The organism is Aeromicrobium sp. SORGH_AS_0981 (genome assembly GCF_031453195.1).
Classification (GTDB): Bacteria; Actinomycetota; Actinomycetes; order Propionibacteriales; family Nocardioidaceae; genus Aeromicrobium.
On record NZ_JAVIZD010000001.1, the window covers coordinates 1,834,826 to 1,853,435 of the forward strand.

Sequence of the window (18,610 nt, forward strand, 5' to 3'; positions counted from 1 at the left end):
CGCGCCGTGCGACCGGAGCACGACGCTAGTGAGGCCGTGTTGCCCGGATGTTGCCGCGCGCTTACGGACGAGGCCCAGGTGGGACCGACGTCTAGGCTGGGCTCATGGCGACGCAGGAGGGGCCCCGACGACGCAGCTGGCGCGACCGCACCAACCGCGCCGTGCACGGTGCGACCGCGCGGGTTGACGGCCAGACGGAGGACGCGGCGCGGCGGGCCGTGACCGTCATCGTCCCGACCGTGCGGCTGCTGCGCGTCCCCTCGCTCGTGCTCGCCCTCGCGCCCGCGCCCTTCCTCGTCGCCACGGTCGTCCTCGGGCTGGCCGCTGGCGGCGCCACGGGCACGGTGCTGGCCGTCGTCGCGCTGGTGGTGGCCCTGGCGCCGGTCGCGTTCGCGGTGCGGCGCCTGCGCCTGCTGCGTGCGGTCGAGGAGCCGGAGCAGCTGGCCACCGAGCTCGGCATCGCGGTGAGCCTGTCCGACCGGGTCGAGGAGGCCCGGGGAGCGCTCACCAGCATCGCCGGTGGCGGCGGGCTCCGGTTCGTCTCACGGCTCAAGGGCGTGTGGTCGGGCGTGGGCATGACGGGCCGCTGGATCGACGGCGTCGACGACCTCCCTCGAGCCCGCTGGTTCGTGCCGCCGAAGATCGGGACGACGGTGTCGATCACGATCGCGACGCTGTGGTCCGTGCCGATCTCGGCGCTGCTCGCGTTCTTCACCGCGGTCGCCGCCATCGCCGGGTCGCTCTGAGCCCCGGCCCGCTGGAGCCCTGAGCCTCGTGACCGGTCCGGCGTCCTGGCCACCCGTCCCCACGGTCATCGGGCACCGTGGCGTGCCCGGCCACCGGCTCGAGCACACGCGCGGGTCGTACCTGCTCGCGATCGAGCAAGGCGCCGACTACCTCGAGCCCGACGTCGTGGCCACCCGCGACGGTCACCTGGTCGTGCGGCACGAGAACGAGATCGGTCACACGACCGACGTCGCCGACCACCCGGAGCTCGCCGACCGGCGCACCACCAAGCGGGTCGACGGCGTGTGGACGAGCGGCTGGTTCACCGAGGACCTCACGCTCGCCGAGGTCAAGACGTTGCGGGTCCGCGAACGTCTTCCGCAGCTGCGGCCCCAGAACCTCGCCCTCGCCGGCACCGAGGAGGTGCTCACGCTCGAGGAGGTGGTCGACATCGCGCGGCAGGCACCCCGCCGGGTCGGGGTGTACGTGGAGACCAAGCACCCGAGCTACTTCCGCGAGCGCGGACTCGACCTCGACGACCTGCTGCTCGATGTGCTGGAGAGGGCCGACCTCAACCGCACCGACGCCGACGTGCCGGTCGTCGTCCAGTCGATGGAGACCGGGAACCTGCGCGGCCTGCGCCCGCGCACGCCGTTGACGCTCGTGCAGCTGATGGACCGCAAGGGCGCGCCCTGGGACCTCGAGTCAGCCGGCGACCCGCGCACCTACGCCGACCTGACCACCCCCGCGGCGTTGGCCGAGCTGGCCGAGCACGTCGACGGCATCGGCCCGAACAAGACCCTCGTGATCGCGCGGCGGACGGGCCACTGGCTCGACGGCGAGACCGGCCTCGTGGCTCGCGCCCACGCGGCCGGGCTGCTCGTGCACGTGTGGACGATGCGCGACGAGAACAACTTCCTGCCGGCGGACTTCCGCACCAGCGGCGACCGTGCCGCGGCCGGCGACGCCGCAGCGGAGTACCGGGCGTTCTTCGACGCCGGGGTCGACGGGGTCTTCTCCGACCACGCCGCCACGGCGGTCGCGGCCCGCCAGGCGTGGCTGGCGGGCCGGTAGGCCTCAGGCCTCGCCCGCGACCGGCTCCTCGGCCACGGGGCGGCCTCGTCGTGCGCGACGTCCGACGACGATGGTGGCCAGCAGCCCGAGCCCGCCGAGCACGATCAGGACGACGGCCACCAGCCGTCCCAGCTCGACGCCCTGGAGGTAGCCCTGGTCGTCGGCCAGCCACGAGCCGGCCGCGGCGAGGAACAGCAGCCCGAAGAACGTGTTGAACGGGTGCACACGGCGGCGAGGGGTGCGGATGGTCGCCGCGCTCGTCGGGTCGAGGTCGGTGTCGGAGGCGCTCATGGTGATCCTGTCGTCGGTCGTCGCGTCGTGGTCGGTGCTGCTCATCGCGCGTCCACCACCACGCGGCCGAGGGACTGGTCGACGACGATGGTCAGGGCGTCGGGGTGGGACCCGCCGGACGGTCCGACCCGCTGGCCGACGCCGCTGCGTCGGGAGTCGAGGATCTCGAGGTCCCCGGCGTCGACCGAGGCCCGCGCCACCACCGGGGTGCCCTCGGGCACCCAGACGGACGTCTCGCCGATCCCGGCCCGTACGTGGACCGTGCGTCCCACGAGGTCCTCGGGGTCGGAGACCCCGCCGAGGTCGAGCTCGAACCGGCCGACGCCGTGCTCGTAGTCGGACCGGACCTGCTCCGCCGACGTGGGACGCACGACCTGCTCACCCACCCGCAGGGTGGGCAGCACCGACGCGAGCGCGAGCAGCGGGAGGAGGGCCACGCCGAGGACGACGAGCGGTCCGCCGCCGCGGGTGAAGGTGCTCAGCACGAGCACCGCGCCGAGCGTCGTGAGCGCGAGCGCCACGTACGCGGGCCAGTCGGGGGCGACGGTGAGGCGCAGGACGGCGAGGGCGATCGCGGTGAGGGAGAGGCCCAGCAGCGTCGGGACCCAGCTGTAGGGCTCCCGCGGGGGACGCGGCGGCCGCACCGGTCGGCCCGGCGCTGCCGGCGGCGGGGTCGGGGGCGCGGGGGGACCGACGTCGAGACGTGCGGTCCCCTCGGGGCCACCCGGCCACTCGGCGGTCGAGGATGCGGCGCCGGGGGAGGAGTCCGGTGCCGGTGGCCGCCCATCGGGGTCGGGGGTGTCGTGGGTGTCCTCGGCGGCGCCGCGGCGCGCGAGCCAGACGACGAAGGCGACCGGCACGCCCACCACGACGAGCAGCCAGAACGGCCCGCTGCTGCCGAGCCCCCAGCCGCCGTCGCCGACGACGGCCAATAGCGCCAGGACGGCCGCGACGACCAGGCCGAGGTCGCGCACCTGGGCCTCGGCCGACCCGAGCGAGAACCAACGGCCCGCGATGCTGCGCGGCTCGTCGTCGGACGGGAGCAGCAGCCAGCCGGCGAGGTAGAGGATCAGGCCGGCGAGACCCACGAAGCAGAGCACGACGGCGAGCACCCGCACGAGGACGGGGTCGACGTCGAGGCGGCGGGCCACGCCGCCACACACCCCGGCGACCAGACGTTCGTCGGTGGAGCGACGCACGGACGACACGGAGTGCAGGCCGCGGCGCAGCCGCGCGTCGGTGCCGGCGCCGGCGTGGTCGTCAGCGTGGTCGTCGGTGCCCGGGTCGTCGCGGGTGCCGGTGGGTCCGCTGGACGGTGGTGTGGTGCTCATGACCCCATCGTCGGACGCGTGTCACGCCCACCACCATCGGGCGAGACCCTGGTCGGACCCTGGTGCCCGGACCGGGGTCGCACGAGGGTGCCACCTGGTGGCGTCGCGTCGCGCGCTCGTGTGACGATGCCGAGGTGAGCCAGTCCGTCGCGCCACCGCGCCCCGCACGCCGAGCCGTCCGCCCGGCCGACCGCCGGGTGGTCGGTGGGGTCGCCGCGGGCGTGGCCGAGCACCTCGACGTGCCGGTGCTGTGGGTGCGGGTCGGGTTCGTCGTGACCACGTGGCTGAACGGGGCCGGCGTCGTCGCCTACCTGCTGCTGTGGAGGTTCCTGCCGCTGCGTCGGCCCGAGCTGTCGCCCGGCCTGGAGTCGGCCACCCGGCGCGGTCTGCGTCCCGTCGGCAGTCCCGGACCGGTCGAGGTGCTGCAGACGGCGGCCGTCGTCGCCGTGGGTGCCGGTGTGCTGCTGCTCGTGCACGGCGGTGGTCCCTTCGGTCTGTCGCCCGTGCTGCCGCTGCTCGTCGTGGTGGTCGGCGTGGCCGTCGTGTGGCGGCAGATCGACGACGCGTCGTGGCAGTCGTGGTTCACGCGCACCACCGGCGCCGGCTTCGTGCTGCGCGTCGGGGCGGGCCTCGCCCTCGTCGGCTTCGGCGTCCTCTACCTCGTCACGCAGGAGCGGGGCCTGTCCGGCGTCGGCGACCTCGGCGTCGCGCTGCTCGTGGCCGTCCTCGGCTTCCTGCTGCTGCTCGGCCCGTGGATCGTCTCGCTCGTCACCGACCTCGGCAGCGAGCGGCGCGAGCGGATCCGCTCGCAGGAGCGCGCCGACGTCGCCGCCCACCTGCACGACTCGGTGCTGCAGACCCTGGCGCTCCTGCAGAAGAACGCGTCCGACCCTGCCGCCGTCGCGACCCTCGCCCGCCGCCAGGAGCGCGAGCTGCGGTCCTGGCTGTACGGCGAGGAGGAGCTGCCCGGTGACTCGTGGGCGGCGGCGCTGCGCGACGTGCGGGCCGACGTCGAGGAGACGCACCGGATCGCCGTCGAGCTGGTCGTCGTCGGGGACGTGCCGCTCGACGCCGACCTGGTCGCCGTCGTCCGCGCTGCACGCGAGGCGGTGGTGAACGCGGCCAAGCACGCCGGTGTCGACCGCGTCGACGTGTACGCCGAGGTTGGGCAGGGGGCCGTCGAGGTCTTCGTCCGCGACCGCGGCACGGGCTTCGACCCCGACGCGATCGCCGACGACCGGATGGGCGTGCGCGGATCGATCGTCGGTCGGGTCGAGAGCCGCGGCGGCACCGCCCGCGTCCGCAGCGGCCCCGACGGCACCGAGGTCGCGATCACCATGCCCCTGTCCGCCGACCCGGCCGCGAGCCCCGAGGAGCCCCGATGAGTCCCCTGCACGTCCTGGTGGTCGACGACCACGCCATGTTCCGCACGGGCGTGCGCGCCGAGCTCCAGAAGGACCCGGGCGTCGTCGTGGTGGGCGAGGCCGAGGACGTCGACACGGCCGTGCCCGCCGTGCTGGCCGCGCGTCCCGACGTGGTCCTGCTCGACGTGCACATGCCGGGCGGCGGCGGGGCCGAGGTGATCCGCCGCGTGCTGCCGCAGGCGCCCGAGGTGCGCTTCCTGGCCCTGTCGGTCAGCGATGCCGCGGAGGACGTCATCGGCGTCATCCGGGCCGGCGCCCGCGGGTACGTGACCAAGACGATCTCCGGTGCCGAGCTCGTCGACGCCCTGCACCGGGTGGCCTCCGGCGACGCGGTGTTCAGCCCACGGCTCGCCGGCTTCGTGCTCGACGCGTTCGCCGGCACCATCGAGGTCGCGCAGGTCGACGAGGACCTCGACCGCCTCACCGAGCGCGAGCGCGAGGTGATGCGCCTGATCGCCCGCGGCTACGCCTACAAGGAGGTCGCGAAGGAGCTCTTCATCTCCGTCAAGACCGTCGAGACCCACGTGTCGAGCGTGCTGCGCAAGCTGCAGCTCTCGAGCCGGCACGAGCTCACGAAGTGGGCGAGCGACCGGCGGCTGATCTGAGGTGCGGCGTCACCGAACGATGTCGGCCGCGTCCGCCGCGTTCACGGTCACGGCGACGGACCAGCGAACCCCGTCGGGGGCGTCCACGCGAATGGGGAGGTCGCCTGCTGGGTAGGGCTCGGTCGCCTCGTCCAGGCTCTGGCTGATCGATCCATCCCGCGAGGTGTTGGGGCACGGCTGTCCGGCCGTGCCGAGCGGTGTCGTGACCGTCAGCTCCTGGTCGCCGCTGCCGCCCGTGCAGGCCAGCTGCACGCTCACGACGCGCACCGGCTCGTTGGTCGTGGCTGTCTCGCTGACCGAGCCCGTGCCGTCGAAGCGCTCCCACACGCGCTCGCCGATCGTGGGGAAGGAGCGCGGCGGCTCAGGGTCCTGCGCGCAGGCTCCGAGCAGGAGACCGAGGAGGAGCAGGACGGCTGGGCGGCGCATGGTCGGATCGTAGGCCCTCGTCGCGGACCTGGTCCCGGGAACCGAGCACCATGGGACGCCGGTGCAACCATGGGGCGCATGGACCTCCTGCTCCTCGCCGTCGCCGGTGTCCTCGTCATCGTCACGGTCACGTCGGTCGCGGGGCGGATCGGGGTCGCGGCACCGCTGCTGCTCGTCGTCGCGGGCGTCGGCATCTCCTTCCTGCCCGGCGTGCCCCGCATCGAGGTGCCCCCCGAGGCGATCCTCGCGGGCGTGCTGCCGCCACTGCTGTACGCGGCGTCGGTGAACATGCCGGCCATGGACTTCCGGCGCGACTTCAAGGCCATCAGCGGTCTGTCGGTGGTGCTGGTCCTGGTGTCCGCGCTGTCGCTCGGCTGGCTGCTGCCGCGGCTCATTCCCGGCATCGGGTTCGCCGAGGCGTTCGCGCTCGGCGCGATCGTCAGCCCGACCGACGCCGTCGCGACGTCGATCGTCCGACGGACCGGGGTCGCGCCGCGGCTGGTCACCGTGCTCGACGGCGAGAGCCTGCTCAACGACGCGACAGCGCTCGTGCTCCTGCGCACCGCCGTGGCCGCCACCGGCGCCTCGGTGTCGTTCTGGCACGTCGGCCTCGACTTCGTGCAGGCCGTCGGGGTGGCCGTCGTCGTCGGGGTCCTGGTGGCGGTCGTCAGCCTGTTCGTCCGCTCGCTCGTCGAGGACGCCACCGTCGCCACCTCCATCTCGTTCGTGGTGCCGTTCCTCGCGTACGCGCCGTCGGAGCACCTGGGCGGGTCGGGCCTGGTCGCCGTGGTGGTCGCCGGGCTGGTGATCGGGTCGCGCTCGCTCGTGGAGCTGCGCGCCGACGACCGCATCGCCGAGGCCGTGAACTGGCGCACCATCGCGTTCCTCCTCGAGGGCGCGGTCTTCCTGGTGATGGGGCTGGAGCTGCGTCCCCTCCTCGCCGACTTCGACGACTCCGGCCAGCCGTGGAGCCGGCTCGCGGTCGTGACCGTCGCGACGCTCGCCGTGCTGTGGGTCGGACGCGCCCTCTGGGTGGCGCTGCTGCTGCTCGAGCTGCGCCGAGGTCGCCGCGCGGTGGCGCGGCACGCGCCGCGTCTGGCCTCGTTCCGGGAGTACCTCGCGTCGGAGCAGGCGCAGACGTTGTCGCGGCGACGTCGTGAGCGGGCCATGCAGCTTGTCAGACGTCGCGAGGCCGACGTCAGCTTCTACACGGAGCAGCCGCTGGGCGCCCGAGACGGTGTCGTGCTCGTGTGGGCGGGCATGCGGGGCGTCATCACGCTCGCGGCGGCGCAGACGCTCCCGCCCGAGACCGCCCAGCGCAGCCTGCTGGTGCTCGCCGCGTTCTGCGTCGCCGGCGCCTCGCTGCTGCTCCAGGGCGGGACGCTGACCTGGGTCGTGCGGTGGCTCGGTGCGGAGTCGGACCGGACGCCGCAGCGTCGGGCCCAGCTGAAGGCGCTCCTCGAGGCGATGGGGGAGGTCGCCGACGCCCGCTGCGCCGAGGCGGCCGAGGAGGGGCTCGACGGCCGACCGCTCGACCCGCTGGCCGTCGAGCAGGTCCGGCGTCGCCGGACCCCTGCCGCGGAGTGGGAGTGGGCGGGGGAGGACGGCGAGGACCGCGAGCGCCGGATCCGCGACTTCGTCCGCCTGCGTCGGGCCGTGCTGGAGGAGCAGCGCGAGGCGCTCCTCGACCTGCGGTCCGAGGGACGCTTCGACTCGCAGGTGCTCGACACCGTGCTCGGCCGTCTCGACGTCACCGAGTACGCCGCCACCCGTCGCGGTCCGCAGCCGCCGCGCTGAGGGAGGAGGACCCTCCCGAAGTTCATCCGGGCGCAACGCGACGGGTCTAGCCTCGGCCCATGAGCGACCCGCACCTGATCGTGCTCTTCGGCGCGACGGGGGACCTGGCCCGCCGCAAGCTGCTGCCTGGCATCCTGCACCTGCTGCGCTCGAGGCTGGCGGCGGACTCGCGGATCGTCGCCGTCTCGATGGACGACCTCGACGACGACGGGTTCCGTCGCTTCGCCCAGGACGCCTGCCGCGAGTTCGGGCGGCCGGTGCCGCAGGAGGAGTGGGACGCCTTCGCGCCCAAGCTGCACTACGTCAACGTCGCCGACGGGCCCGCGCGGCTCGCGGAGGTGGCGGGCCGGCTCGAGGAGGAGCTGGGCGGTGCGCCACGACGGCTGCACTACCTGAGCGTGCCGCCGAGGGCCGCGGTCGACGTCGTCCGCACCCTCGACGAGGCGGGTCTGGTCGAGCGGTCGCGGATCATCATGGAGAAGCCGTTCGGCACCGACCTCGAGAGCGCCCGGGCCCTGAACGCCCGCATCCACGAGGTGTTCGACGAGGAGCAGATCTTCCGCATCGACCACTTCCTCGGCAAGGAGGCCGCGCTCAACATCCTGGCCTTCCGGTTCGCGAACGGGCTGTTCGAGCCCATCTGGAACCGCACGTTCATCGACCACGTGCAGATCGACGTGCCGGAGACGCTGTCGGTGTCGGGTCGGGCTGGCTTCTACGAGGGCACGGGTGCGTTCAAGGACATGGTGGTGACCCACCTGTTCCAGATCCTCGCGTTCATGGCGATGGAGCCGCCCACGTCGCTGGACTCCAGCTCGATCAGCGAGGAGAAGAACAAGGTCTTCCGCTCGATGCTGCCGCTGCGTCCCTCCGACGTCGTGCGAGGCCAGTACCAGGGCTACCGCGAGGAGGAGGGCGTCTCCCACGACTCCGAGACGGAGACGTTCGTGGCGCTGCGTGCGCAGATCGACAACTGGCGCTGGGCGGGCGTGCCGTTCTACCTGCGCACCGGGAAGCAGATGGCCGAGGGCGCGCGGATCATCTCCATCGCCTTCCGCGAGCCGCCGAAGTCGATGTTCCCGTCCGGGTCGGGCGTCGGGCTATCGGGGCCGGACCACCTCACCTTCGACCTCGCCGACTCCTCCCGCCTGTCGCTGTCGTTCTACGGCAAGCGCCCCGGCCCCGGCCTGCGGCTGGACAAGCTGTCGATGCAGTTCGCGATGCAGGACACCGCACGGGCCGGAGAGGTGCTGGAGGCCTACGAGCGACTCATCCTCGACGCGATGAAGGGGGAGCGGACGCTGTTCACCACCGCCGAGGGCATCGAGCGGCTCTGGGAGGTCTCCCAGCCACTCCTCGACGACCCGCCTCCCGTCCGCCCCTACCCCGTCGGCACGTGGGGCCCCAACGCCGTCCACCAGCTCATCGCCCCCCGCACCTGGCGCCTCCCCTTCGAGCGCACCTGGCGCGACCCGAACGAGTCGGGGCAGTAGGGGGTAGGAGGAGGCAGCGGGGGGGCTCGTCCTGCTGGTGCGCTGCCTCGGCTCGCGCTGGGAGTGGTCTCCGCAAGGGGCCTCGACCGGGCGGCTGGCGGGCGCGCTGGTCTGGGGTCTCGGGCTGCGGGTCTCGCTCGGGGTGGACGCAGGATGCTGCGTTCGTGCGCCGAGGGTCCAAGGATTCTGCGTCTCCTACGGGATCTCGTCGAGAACGCAGAAGCGTTCGGGCTCGTGCACGCGAAGGAAGAATCGTGGCCGCGGTTTGCCGCGGGGAGTCGCACGATTCTTCCTTCTCGTGGACCGTTCCACGAGAAGGAAGCATCGTTGCCACACCTGGCCCCGTCGGCGGTGGATCTGCCACCTGTAGAGCGCTCAGAAGGTGGTAGATCCACCGATGGGACGCGCCAACGAAGAACCGTGGCCCGAGAACGCAGAAACGAAGAATCGTGCGTCACCCTGAGACCCAGACCAGACCCCGAGACCCGAAGCCAGCCCCAGGCCCGCTGCCGGTCGAGGCCCTTTCGGAGCCCATCCCCAGCGAGAGCCGAGGCAGCGCAGCGGCAAGCACAGACCCCCTGCGGCAGCGCACCAGCAAGGTCACGACCACCGCAGCCAGCGCACCAACCAGGTGACGCAGGCTCAGGACAGCTCACGCACCAGGTGCACGACGGGGAAGGGGCGGCCGAAGGCGTCGGTGGTGTGGGTGCGCAGGGTGCGGAAGCCGTGCGACGTGTAGAAGCCGAGGCCGTGCGCGTTGCCGGCGTACACCTCGACGCTGGTGGGGGCGACGTGGTCGAGCAGGAGGGTGCCGATGCCCGTGCCGTGCACCTCGGGCTCGACGTAGAGCAGCTCCAGGTGGGTGCCCCGGCACCCGGCGAGGCCGAGGGGGCGGCCGTCGCGCTCGGCGACCCACACGTCCATCGACGGGAGCAGCGCGTCGCGGAGGTAGGGGTGGGCGTCGGTGAAGTCGTGGTCGGCCATGAAGCCGTGGCTGGTCCGCGCCGCCCGCTCCCAGAGGTCCGTCAGCTCGTCGAGGTCGCGCTCGCGGGCGAGCCTGATGGTCACGTCGTGGAGGTCGCTCACGCGCCCCACACCTCCTCGACCAGGCGGACGACCTGGTCGCGGGAGAGGCCGGCGCGCCGCGCGTCCGCGACCACCCGCTCGACCGCCGCGCGGGTGGCGCCGTCGACGCCGACGGACGCCGTCACGAACGTGCCGCGTCGACCCTGGGTCTCGACGACCCCGTCGGCCTCCAGCTCGCGGTAGGCGCGGGCGACGGTGTTGACGGCCAGGCCCAGGTCCGCGGCGAGCGCGCGCACCGTCGGCAGCCGATGACCCGCGGGCAGCGAGCCCTCGGCGGCCGCCGCGGCCACCTGCCGCCGGACCTGCTCGAACGGCGGCTCCTGCGATGCTTGGTCCACGACGACGTCGATCACCCCGCCACCCTGCCAGCCGTGCGCATCCGGCGCGAGCCCGCGTGTCGAGGGGTGCGTCGTGCGACGAACTCGTCGTCCGTCCGGTCCGGCAGCGCGGCGCTGTCGGGGCCGCCGACTAGGCTGGACCGGTCATGACGTTGCCCTTTCCCGTGCCCGCCGGTGCCCGCCCCCCGTCGTCCTCGGACGGCTCCGACCCGAGCCCGGCGGCGGGGGCCCGCACCCGCCGCGCCGCCCGCTCCGACACGCTCCTGGAAGGGCTGAACGACGCCCAGCGGGCCGCGGTCTCCCACGAACCGGGGCCGGTGCTGGTGGTCGCGGGAGCCGGGTCGGGCAAGACCCGGGTGCTCACGCGGCGCATCGCCTGGCTGATCTCCGCCCGGGGCGCCCACCCGGGCTCGATCCTGGCGATCACCTTCACCAACAAGGCGGCGGCGGAGATGCGCGAGCGTGTCGCCGAGCTCGTCGGCGGCCCGTCACGTGCCATGTGGGTCAGCACCTTCCACTCCTCGTGCGTGCGCATCCTGCGCCGCGAGGCCAACCGGTTCGGCTACACGTCGACGTTCAGCATCTACGACGCCGCCGACTCCCGACGTCTCATGACGCTGGTCTGCAAGGACATGGGCCTGGACCCCAAGCAGGTCAACCCGCGCGCGGTGCTGCACTGGGTCTCGAACCTCAAGAACGAGCTCGTCGACCACGAGTCGGCCGGCGGCCGTGCCACGAACGGCACCGAGGAGCTCTACGCCGAGGCCTACCGGCTCTACCAGCAGCGGCTCCGGGCGGCCAACGCCATGGACTTCGACGACCTCATCATGCAGACCGTCCACCTGTTCCAGGCCTTCCCCGACGTGCGCGAGACGTACCGGCGGCGGTTCCGGCACGTGCTCGTCGACGAGTACCAGGACACCAACCACGCGCAGTACGCGCTCGTGCGGGAGCTGTGCGACCCCGAGACCGATCCCGACCTCGACCTCATGGTCGTCGGCGACTCCGACCAGTCCATCTACGCCTTCCGCGGCGCCAACATCCGCAACATCCTGGAGTTCGAGCAGGACTACCCGGCCGCGTCCACCGTCCTGCTGGAGCAGAACTACCGCTCGACGCAGACCATCCTCAACGCCGCCAACGCGGTCATCAGCCGCAACGAGGGCCGTAAGGACAAGAAGCTGTGGTCGGCGGCCGGCGACGGCGAGCGGGTGGTCGGCTACGTCGGCGACGACGAGCGCGACGAGGCGCAGTTCATCGCCGACGAGGTCGACCGGCTCACCGACGCCGGCGACGCGAAGCCGTCCGACGTCGCCATCTTCTACCGCACCAACGCCCAGTCCCGTGTGTTCGAGGAGGTCTTCATCCGCGTCGGGCTGCCCTACCGGGTGGTTGGCGGCGTGCGCTTCTACGAGCGCAAGGAGATCAAGGACGCTCTCGCGTACGTCCGGGCGCTGGTCAACCCGCGCGACACGGTGTCGCTGCGGCGCATCGTCAACGAGCCGAAGCGTGGCATCGGCGACGGCGCACAGGCCGCCGTCGAGCGGTTCGCCGCACGCGAGCAGATCTCCTTCTGGGACGCCCTGCAGCGCGCGGAGGAGTCCGGCGACCTCGCCCCCCGCTCCCTCAAGGCCGTGCAGGCGTTCGCCACCACGATGGCCGAGCTCCGCGAGCTCGCGCTCTCGGGCGAGCCGGCCGACGTCGTGCTCGAGGCCGCCCTCACCCGCAGCGGGTACCTCTCCGCGCTCGAGGACAGCAAGGACCCGCAGGACGAGACGCGCGTCGAGAACCTCGCCGAGCTCGTCGCCGTCGCGCGCGAGTACGTCGTCAACGCGTCCACGGTCTCCGACGAGGAGAGCGGCCGCGAGGAGGCCGACCTGACGAGCGGCTCCCTCGAGGCGTTCCTCGAGCAGGTCGCGCTCGTCGCCGACGCCGACTCGATCCCCGACGAGGGCGACGGCATGGTCACGCTGATGACGTTGCACACGGCGAAGGGGCTCGAGTTCCCCGTCGTCTTCCTCACGGGGCTCGAGGACGGTGTGTTCCCCCACCTGCGTGCGCTCGGAGACGCGACCGAGCTGCAGGAGGAGCGGCGCCTCGCCTACGTCGGCATCACGCGCGCCCGCGAGCGGCTCTACGTCACCCGCGCCATGAGCCGTGCGGCCTGGGGTGCGCCCTCGTACAACCCGGCGTCGCGGTTCCTCGACGAGATCCCGGCCCACCTGCTCGACTGGCGCCGTGAGGGCCAGTCGCCGACGGCGTGGACCCGCGCGCCCTCCATCGGCGGCGGTGGCGTCTCCAGCGGCGGCGGCCGCGGTCAGGCGTTCACGGCCAAGGCGGCCGCGGCCCGGTCGCAGCGCAAGCGCGCGGTGCCGTCGCTGACCCCCGGTGACCGGGTCACCCACGACAGCTTCGGCCTCGGCACCGTCGTCGCGCTCGACGGCCAGGGCGACAACGCGGTGGCCAGCGTCGACTTCGGCTCGCAGGGCGTCAAGCGCCTGCTGCTGCGCTACGCGCCGGTCGAGAAGCTGTAGCCGTCCGAGACGGTCGCACGACGGACGACGCCCCCGGCCGGTGGCCGGGGGCGTCGTGACGTCAGGTGCGGGCTACGGCGTGACGCCGTGCTCGCGCAGCGCGATCTCGGGGTCGATCGGCTCGCCGCCGCCGGGGCGCACCTCGAGGTGGAGGTGGGGGCCGGTCACGTTGCCGGTCGAGCCGGTGTAGCCGATCGTCTGACCGGCGCGCACGCGCTCACCCGGGGTCGCGACGATGCGGCTCTGGTGGCAGTACCAGATCTCGGTGCCGTCGTCGAGGGTGACGACGGTGCGGTTGCCGTAGGCGCCCGCGTAGCTCGTGTCGGTCACCGTGCCGGCCGCGACCGAGACGATCGTCGAGCCCGACGGGCCGGCGAAGTCGAGGCCGGTGTGCACGCGGGCCCACAGCGAGCTGGACTGGCCGAACCGCGCAGTCAGCGCGTAGCCGGTGACCGGCAGCACCCACTGGTTCGACTTGTACTCGTCGGCCACGTTCTGCGCCTTGTCGCGCAGCTCGCCGTCGACCTTCAGCTTCTGCGACGCCTGCTGCTCGGTCTGGCGGGCCAGCGTCGCCTCGTCGATCTCGGGCGTCACGTCGACGCCCTGCGACCCGGTGTAGCTGGCCGAGATCGTCTGGTAGCCGGAGTCGAGCGATCCCTGGTCGGCACGCGGGGACAGCGCTGCCGCGCCGATCCCGGCCATCACGAGGGCGACGGCACCCGCAGCGGCCGGCGTGAAGCGCAGGCTCGTCTTGCGACGGCGGGGACGGACAGCCGCCCGACGGCCGCCGACGGAGTCGCGCGGCGTCTGCTGCCTGACGTCGAGTCGACGTTTGGGCGCAGGTGATGACACGCAGAGACCTCCAGCGATGCACGGGCGGGACCTGTCGAGTCTAGAGGACAGGAGGTCATGGTCAAGGAGGAACCTCGACACCGACGAGGCCCTCCCCGTCGTTCCGGGCGTGTCGCGGGGGCGGTTGTGAGGAGGAACACCGCCGTGCGGCACGATCTCGGGATGCCGATCCCACGCGTCGTGGTCGCCGACCTGACCGGTGCCACCGAGGAGCTCGCGCTGCGCCACGCCCGGGCGGCGAGCGCGGACGGCGACGAGGTCGTCTACCTCGGCGCCAGCGAGCCCGTCGCGACGGCATGGGTGGTGCGCGCCGAGGACGCGGGACGGGTGGCCGTCGTCGCGGACGACGACGCCGCGCACGCGCTGGAGACCGCGCTCGCCGAGCTCGGGCTCGACGACGTCGCGCTCGTGGTGCTGCCACCGCACTGACCGGCCGGACAGGCGCGTGGCCGCCGTCACCCCTGCCAGGTGTGACGCACCCCGCCGCCCGTTTCCGTCCCGCAGAGGCTAGAGTCCCGAGAGGCTCTGACCTACCTCAGAGGACCCTGGACGAACCAAGGACGGTCATCACCGTGGATCTGATGGAATACCAGGCGAAGGAGCTCTTCGCCAAGCACGGCGTCGCGACGACGCTCGGCAAGGTCGTCACGACCGCCGACGAGGCCAAGGCTGCTGCCGAGGAGCTCGGCGGCGTCACCGTGATCAAGGCGCAGGTCAAGGCCGGCGGCCGCGGCAAGGCCGGCGGCGTCAAGATCGCCAAGACCGCCGACGAGGCCTACGAGCACGCGTCGAACATCCTCGGCATGGAGATCAAGGGCCTGACGGTCAACCGCGTGCTCGTCACGCCGGCCACGCCCCCGGTCGAGGAGTACTACTTCTCCTTCCTGCTGGACCGCTCGAACCGCAGCTACCTGTGCATCGCGAGCGTCGAGGGTGGTGTGGAGATCGAGGAGGTCGCCAAGACCAACCCCGAGGCCGTCCGCCAGATCCCGATCGACGCCGGTGCCGGCGTCGACGAGGCCAAGGCCCGCGCGATCGTCGAGGAGGCGAAGTTCCCCGCCGAGCTCGCCGACCAGGCCGTCGCCATGGTCCAGTCGCTGTGGAAGGTCTTCGTCGAGGAGGACGCCACCCTCGTCGAGGTCAACCCGCTCGCCCGTCTCGAGGGCGACAAGCTCGAGGCCCTCGACGGCAAGGTGTCGCTCGACGACAACGCCTCCGAGGTGCGCCACGCCGAGCACGAGGAGTTCGTCATCCACGAGGAGGCGGACCCGCTCGAGGCGAAGGCCAAGGAGAAGGGCCTCAACTACGTCAAGCTCGACGGCGAGGTCGGCATCATCGGCAACGGCGCGGGCCTGGTCATGAGCACCCTCGACGTCGTCGCCTACGCCGGCGAGAAGCACGGCTCGGTCAAGCCGGCCAACTTCCTCGACATCGGCGGCGGCGCCTCCGCGCAGGTCATGGCCGACGGTCTCGACGTCATCCTCGGCGACCCGCAGGTCAAGAGCGTGTTCGTCAACGTCTTCGGCGGCATCACGTCGTGCGACGCGGTCGCGAACGGCATCAAGGGCGCGCTCGAGCTGCTGGGCGACAACGCCACCAAGCCGCTCGTGGTCCGTCTCGACGGCAACAACGTCGACGAGGGTCGCGCCATCCTGAACGAGCTGGACCACCCGCTCGTCACCCAGGTGGACACGATGGACGGAGCGGCCGACAAGGCCGCCGAGCTGGCGAACGGCTGAAGGGGCTGACATGTCGATCTTCCTGACCAAGGACTCCAAGGTCATCGTCCAGGGCATCACCGGCGGCGAGGGCTCGAAGCACACCGCCCGCATGCTGGCGGCCGGCACGAACGTCGTCGGCGGCGTCAACGCCCGCAAGGCCGGCACGACCGTCACCCACACCGACGCCTCCGGCGCCGAGGTGGAGCTGCCGGTCTTCGGCTCGGTCTCCGAGGCCATCGAGAAGACGGGCGCCGACGTCTCCGTCGCGTTCGTCCCGCCGGCGTTCACCAAGGACGCCGTCATCGAGGCCATCGACGCCGAGATCGGTCTGCTCGTCATCATCACCGAGGGCGTGCCGGTGCAGGACTCCGCCGAGTTCTGGGCCTACGCCCAGAAGAAGGCGGCAGAGGGCACGAAGACGCGCATCATCGGCCCGAACTGCCCCGGCATCATCACGCCGGGCGAGGCGCTGGCCGGCATCACGCCCGCCAACATCGCCGGCAAGGGTCCGATCGGCCTCGTGTCGAAGTCGGGCACGCTGACCTACCAGATGATGTTCGAGCTGCGCGACTTCGGCTTCTCGACCGCCATCGGCATCGGCGGCGACCCGATCATCGGCACCACGCACATCGACGCGCTCGAGGCCTTCGAGAACGACCCCGAGACGAAGGCGATCGTCATGATCGGCGAGATCGGTGGCGACGCGGAGGAGAAGGCGGCCGCCTACATCCAGGCGAACGTCACCAAGCCGGTCGTCGGCTACGTGGCCGGCTTCACCGCACCCGAGGGCAAGACGATGGGCCACGCCGGCGCCATCGTGTCCGACGGTGCGGGCACGGCGCAGGGCAAGAAGGAGGCCCTCGAGGCCGCCGGCGTCAAGGTCGGCAAGACGCCGTCCGAGACCGCCGCCCTGATGCGCGAGATCCTCAACGGCTGACGTCCGCGTCCGCCCCGCCCGGGCCCCGACCTCCTCGTGAGGTCGGGGCCCGTGCACGTTGCAGGCAGAGCCAGGGCCAGGGCCAGGGCCGCGGTCGCGGTCGCGACGCCGTACCAGCGGGGCGGGAGCGGGTCAGCGGTCCTCGGCGTAGGCGAGGCGCTCGCCCGCGCGGCGCACCAGGGACTCCCACGCCCGCTGGCTGACGTCGTAGTCGCCGACCGGCGTCATCGTCACCTGCGCGACGGCCTTGCCGCGCCGGACGACGCCGGTGCGGATCACCTGGCGCTTGCCGTCGGAGACCTCGAGGCTGATCCGCCAGGAGCGGCCCGAGAACCCGTCGCCCTTGATCGTGCTGCGCTGCCCGACCTTGGCCGAGAGGTTCTCGTCGGGGCAGTCGTCGATGTCCTTCGCGATGTCGTCGGCGAGGCTGCGGGCCTGGCCGTCCTCGTCGTAGGTGCCGACCGTCTCGGTCACGCCGAACTCGGCGGGGACGCCGACGGCGTCGGGGATGACGAACACGCGCGACGCGGTGCTGTCGAGCCCGTCGCGCCGGAAGCTGGCGTCGCCGCACTGCGTGGCCGCCGGGTTGTTGCGGGTCTGCAGCGGCTTGGTGCCCGACCAGACCTTGTCGATGTCGGCGACCGGCGGCAGGTCGACGGTGTCGAGGAAGCCGGGAGCGCCCGACGTCTTCGGTGGCAGGGCGTCGACGACCTCGATGTCGTCGCTGCACCGGCCGCCGCTGTCGCGGCAGACCCGCTGGATCGACGCGTTGAGGGTGGTCGCGAACGCGTCGATGTCGGGGCCCGCGTCGCCGGTCCGCTCGTGCACGAGCGTGCTCGTGACGCGGCCGGAGTGCGCGAGCCCGACGGTGAAGACCTTCTGCGGCGACCGGTGCGAGCGCAGCCGCAGGATCTGGAAGTCGCCGAACGGGCGCTTGACGACGAACGACCCGACGAGCTGGACGCGCGGGTGGCTGCAGCCGGCGTACCAGCCGAGCGTCGTCTCGTACGCCTTCGCGGCGGCCGCGTCGTTGCGGGAGACCTCGATCGACTCCGCGACGCGGTCGTCGTCGCCGCCGCTGGCCGTGAAGGTGCGGACGAAGACGCGCAGCGGGTCGGGGTCGGCGTAGCGCTGCGGCGGGCACGTCGCGTAGGGCGTGGTGTTGGTGGGGTCCTCGTCGGTGCCCTCGGAGGCCCAACGTCGGGTCACGTCGATACCGGCCACCTGACGGGTCGTCAGGAGGTTGTCGGCGGTGATCTCCCGAGCCTCGAGGACGAGGTCGGGCCGCTCGGCGCCGAGCTTCTCGCGGTACGGCAGCCCCGCCTGGGTGGCGAGCGCGTCGCCGTCGGTCGCGACGAGGCCGCCGGCGAGGACCGCGAGCACGGCCGCGGCCACCAGCAGCACCGTGTTGCGCTGGCCGCCGCGACGCGCGGTCGTGCGCACCTCGTCGGCCGCGGGCATGCTGAGCTGGCCGGTCACCGAGCCCAGCGCCTTCAGCCGGGTCTCGAGCTCCTCCAGCGAGAGGCCGAGCCGTCGCTCGAGGCCGTCGAGCGCGGTCGTGACGACCTCGATGCCCTCCTCGGCCCCGACGCCCACCTCGCGCGAGGCCTGGTCGAGGTCGGTGTCGCCGAGGGTCAGCAGCACGATCAGTCGACGGTCGTCGACGGGGAGGTCGTGCAGCGCGTCGAGCAGTGCGGTGTCGGCGTCCTCCTCGTGGCGGCGGCGCAGCGGGTGGGTGCCGCGGCTGACGGCGGTGAGCTTCCACGCCTCCGTCCGCACGTAGGCGAGCGGGTCGCGCTGACGGATCTTCGTCCAGTTCCGCCAGGCCCGCCGGTAGGCGTCGACCGTGGCCTCCTGGGCCACCTGGCGGTCGCCGGACATGGCGTACACGGCACGCAGGCAGGTGGCGGAGGTGGCCTCGTAGAAGCTCGTGAACTCGTCGGCGCGGGTCATCGAGCTGCCTCCTCGGGGATGT

General features: G+C 72.7%; 17 protein-coding genes. 10 read left to right on the forward strand and 7 right to left on the reverse strand.

Annotated features, from left to right (window positions below; genetic code table 11):
- The first annotated feature begins 104 nt into the window (after positions 1 to 104).
- Both QE370_RS09365 and QE370_RS09370 read left to right on the forward strand, forming a co-directional pair.
- On the forward strand, positions 105 to 746 hold the full coding sequence (locus QE370_RS09365) for a hypothetical protein (RefSeq protein WP_253025180.1): 642 nt from the start codon (positions 105 to 107) through the stop codon (positions 744 to 746).
- Positions 747 to 774: 28 nt separating this feature from the next.
- Positions 775 to 1,800, forward strand: coding sequence for a glycerophosphodiester phosphodiesterase family protein (locus QE370_RS09370; RefSeq protein WP_309634192.1), 1,026 nt, complete (start codon positions 775 to 777; stop codon positions 1,798 to 1,800).
- A gap of 3 nt (positions 1,801 to 1,803) precedes the next feature.
- On the opposite strand, the gene QE370_RS09375 is transcribed toward QE370_RS09370, so the two are convergent.
- Both QE370_RS09375 and QE370_RS09380 read right to left on the reverse strand, forming a co-directional pair.
- A complete protein-coding gene (locus tag QE370_RS09375) occupies positions 1,804 to 2,136 on the reverse strand; it encodes a hypothetical protein (protein WP_309634193.1) in 333 nt (110 codons plus the stop codon).
- Entirely contained in the window at positions 2,133 to 3,422 is a 1,290-nt protein-coding gene (locus QE370_RS09380; protein WP_309634194.1) for a PspC domain-containing protein, read from the reverse strand. The genes QE370_RS09375 and QE370_RS09380 overlap by 4 nt, the downstream gene beginning before the upstream one ends.
- Before the next feature lie 134 nt (positions 3,423 to 3,556).
- On the opposite strand from QE370_RS09380, the gene QE370_RS09385 reads away from it, so the two are divergent.
- Positions 3,557 to 4,807: a PspC domain-containing protein gene (locus QE370_RS09385; RefSeq protein WP_309634195.1), complete on the forward strand. Its 1,251-nt coding sequence runs from the start codon at positions 3,557 to 3,559 to the stop codon at positions 4,805 to 4,807.
- Positions 4,804 to 5,451, forward strand: a complete 648-nt coding sequence (locus tag QE370_RS09390) for a response regulator transcription factor (RefSeq protein ID WP_067854841.1) — start codon at positions 4,804 to 4,806, stop codon at positions 5,449 to 5,451. Before QE370_RS09385 ends, QE370_RS09390 begins: the two co-directional genes overlap by 4 nt.
- Positions 5,452 to 5,460: 9 nt before the next feature.
- On the opposite strand, the gene QE370_RS09395 is transcribed toward QE370_RS09390, so the two are convergent.
- On the reverse strand, positions 5,461 to 5,877 hold the full coding sequence (locus QE370_RS09395) for a hypothetical protein (protein WP_309634196.1): 417 nt from the start codon (positions 5,875 to 5,877) through the stop codon (positions 5,461 to 5,463).
- 78 nt (positions 5,878 to 5,955) lie between these two features.
- On the opposite strand from QE370_RS09395, the gene QE370_RS09400 reads away from it, so the two are divergent.
- The gene (locus QE370_RS09400) at positions 5,956 to 7,674 is read left to right on the forward strand and encodes a sodium:proton antiporter (RefSeq protein WP_253025186.1); all 1,719 of its coding nucleotides are present in this window, start codon (positions 5,956 to 5,958) and stop codon (positions 7,672 to 7,674) included.
- A gap of 59 nt (positions 7,675 to 7,733) precedes the next feature.
- Complete coding sequence (zwf, locus tag QE370_RS09405) at positions 7,734 to 9,167, forward strand: glucose-6-phosphate dehydrogenase (protein ID WP_309634197.1); 1,434 nt, start codon at positions 7,734 to 7,736, stop codon at positions 9,165 to 9,167.
- Positions 9,168 to 9,809: 642 nt separating this feature from the next.
- Here the strand turns inward: zwf and QE370_RS09410 are convergent.
- Positions 9,810 to 10,253 (reverse strand): GNAT family N-acetyltransferase, encoded by a 444-nt coding sequence (locus QE370_RS09410; RefSeq protein ID WP_253025189.1) that lies wholly within the window; start codon positions 10,251 to 10,253, stop codon positions 9,810 to 9,812.
- Positions 10,250 to 10,606, reverse strand: coding sequence for a GntR family transcriptional regulator (locus QE370_RS09415; RefSeq protein ID WP_309634198.1), 357 nt, complete (start codon positions 10,604 to 10,606; stop codon positions 10,250 to 10,252). The genes QE370_RS09410 and QE370_RS09415 overlap by 4 nt, the downstream gene beginning before the upstream one ends.
- 131 nt (positions 10,607 to 10,737) lie before the next feature.
- On the opposite strand from QE370_RS09415, the gene pcrA reads away from it, so the two are divergent.
- Positions 10,738 to 13,125, forward strand: coding sequence for a DNA helicase PcrA (gene pcrA, locus QE370_RS09420; RefSeq protein ID WP_309634199.1), 2,388 nt, complete (start codon positions 10,738 to 10,740; stop codon positions 13,123 to 13,125).
- 72 nt (positions 13,126 to 13,197) lie between these two features.
- Here the strand turns inward: pcrA and QE370_RS09425 are convergent, their stop codons facing one another.
- Positions 13,198 to 13,977, reverse strand: a complete 780-nt coding sequence (locus QE370_RS09425) for a peptidoglycan DD-metalloendopeptidase family protein (RefSeq protein WP_253025195.1) — start codon at positions 13,975 to 13,977, stop codon at positions 13,198 to 13,200.
- Positions 13,978 to 14,139: 162 nt separating this feature from the next.
- On the opposite strand from QE370_RS09425, the gene QE370_RS09430 reads away from it, so the two are divergent.
- From QE370_RS09430 to sucD, 3 genes are all read left to right on the forward strand, one after another.
- A complete protein-coding gene (locus tag QE370_RS09430; protein WP_253025197.1) occupies positions 14,140 to 14,406 on the forward strand; it encodes a hypothetical protein in 267 nt (88 codons plus the stop codon).
- Positions 14,407 to 14,549: 143 nt separating this feature from the next.
- Positions 14,550 to 15,716 carry an ADP-forming succinate--CoA ligase subunit beta gene (gene sucC, locus QE370_RS09435; RefSeq protein ID WP_067854868.1) on the forward strand — a complete coding sequence of 389 codons (1,167 nt, stop codon included), beginning with the start codon at positions 14,550 to 14,552 and terminating at the stop codon, positions 15,714 to 15,716.
- 10 nt (positions 15,717 to 15,726) lie between these two features.
- Positions 15,727 to 16,635 carry a succinate--CoA ligase subunit alpha gene (gene sucD, locus QE370_RS09440; protein WP_309634200.1) on the forward strand — a complete coding sequence of 303 codons (909 nt, stop codon included), beginning with the start codon at positions 15,727 to 15,729 and terminating at the stop codon, positions 16,633 to 16,635.
- Positions 16,636 to 16,767: 132 nt separating this feature from the next.
- Here the strand turns inward: sucD and QE370_RS09445 are convergent, their stop codons facing one another.
- Positions 16,768 to 18,588 (reverse strand): hypothetical protein, encoded by a 1,821-nt coding sequence (locus QE370_RS09445; RefSeq protein WP_253025201.1) that lies wholly within the window; start codon positions 18,586 to 18,588, stop codon positions 16,768 to 16,770.
- Positions 18,589 to 18,610: the final 22 nt, after the last annotated feature.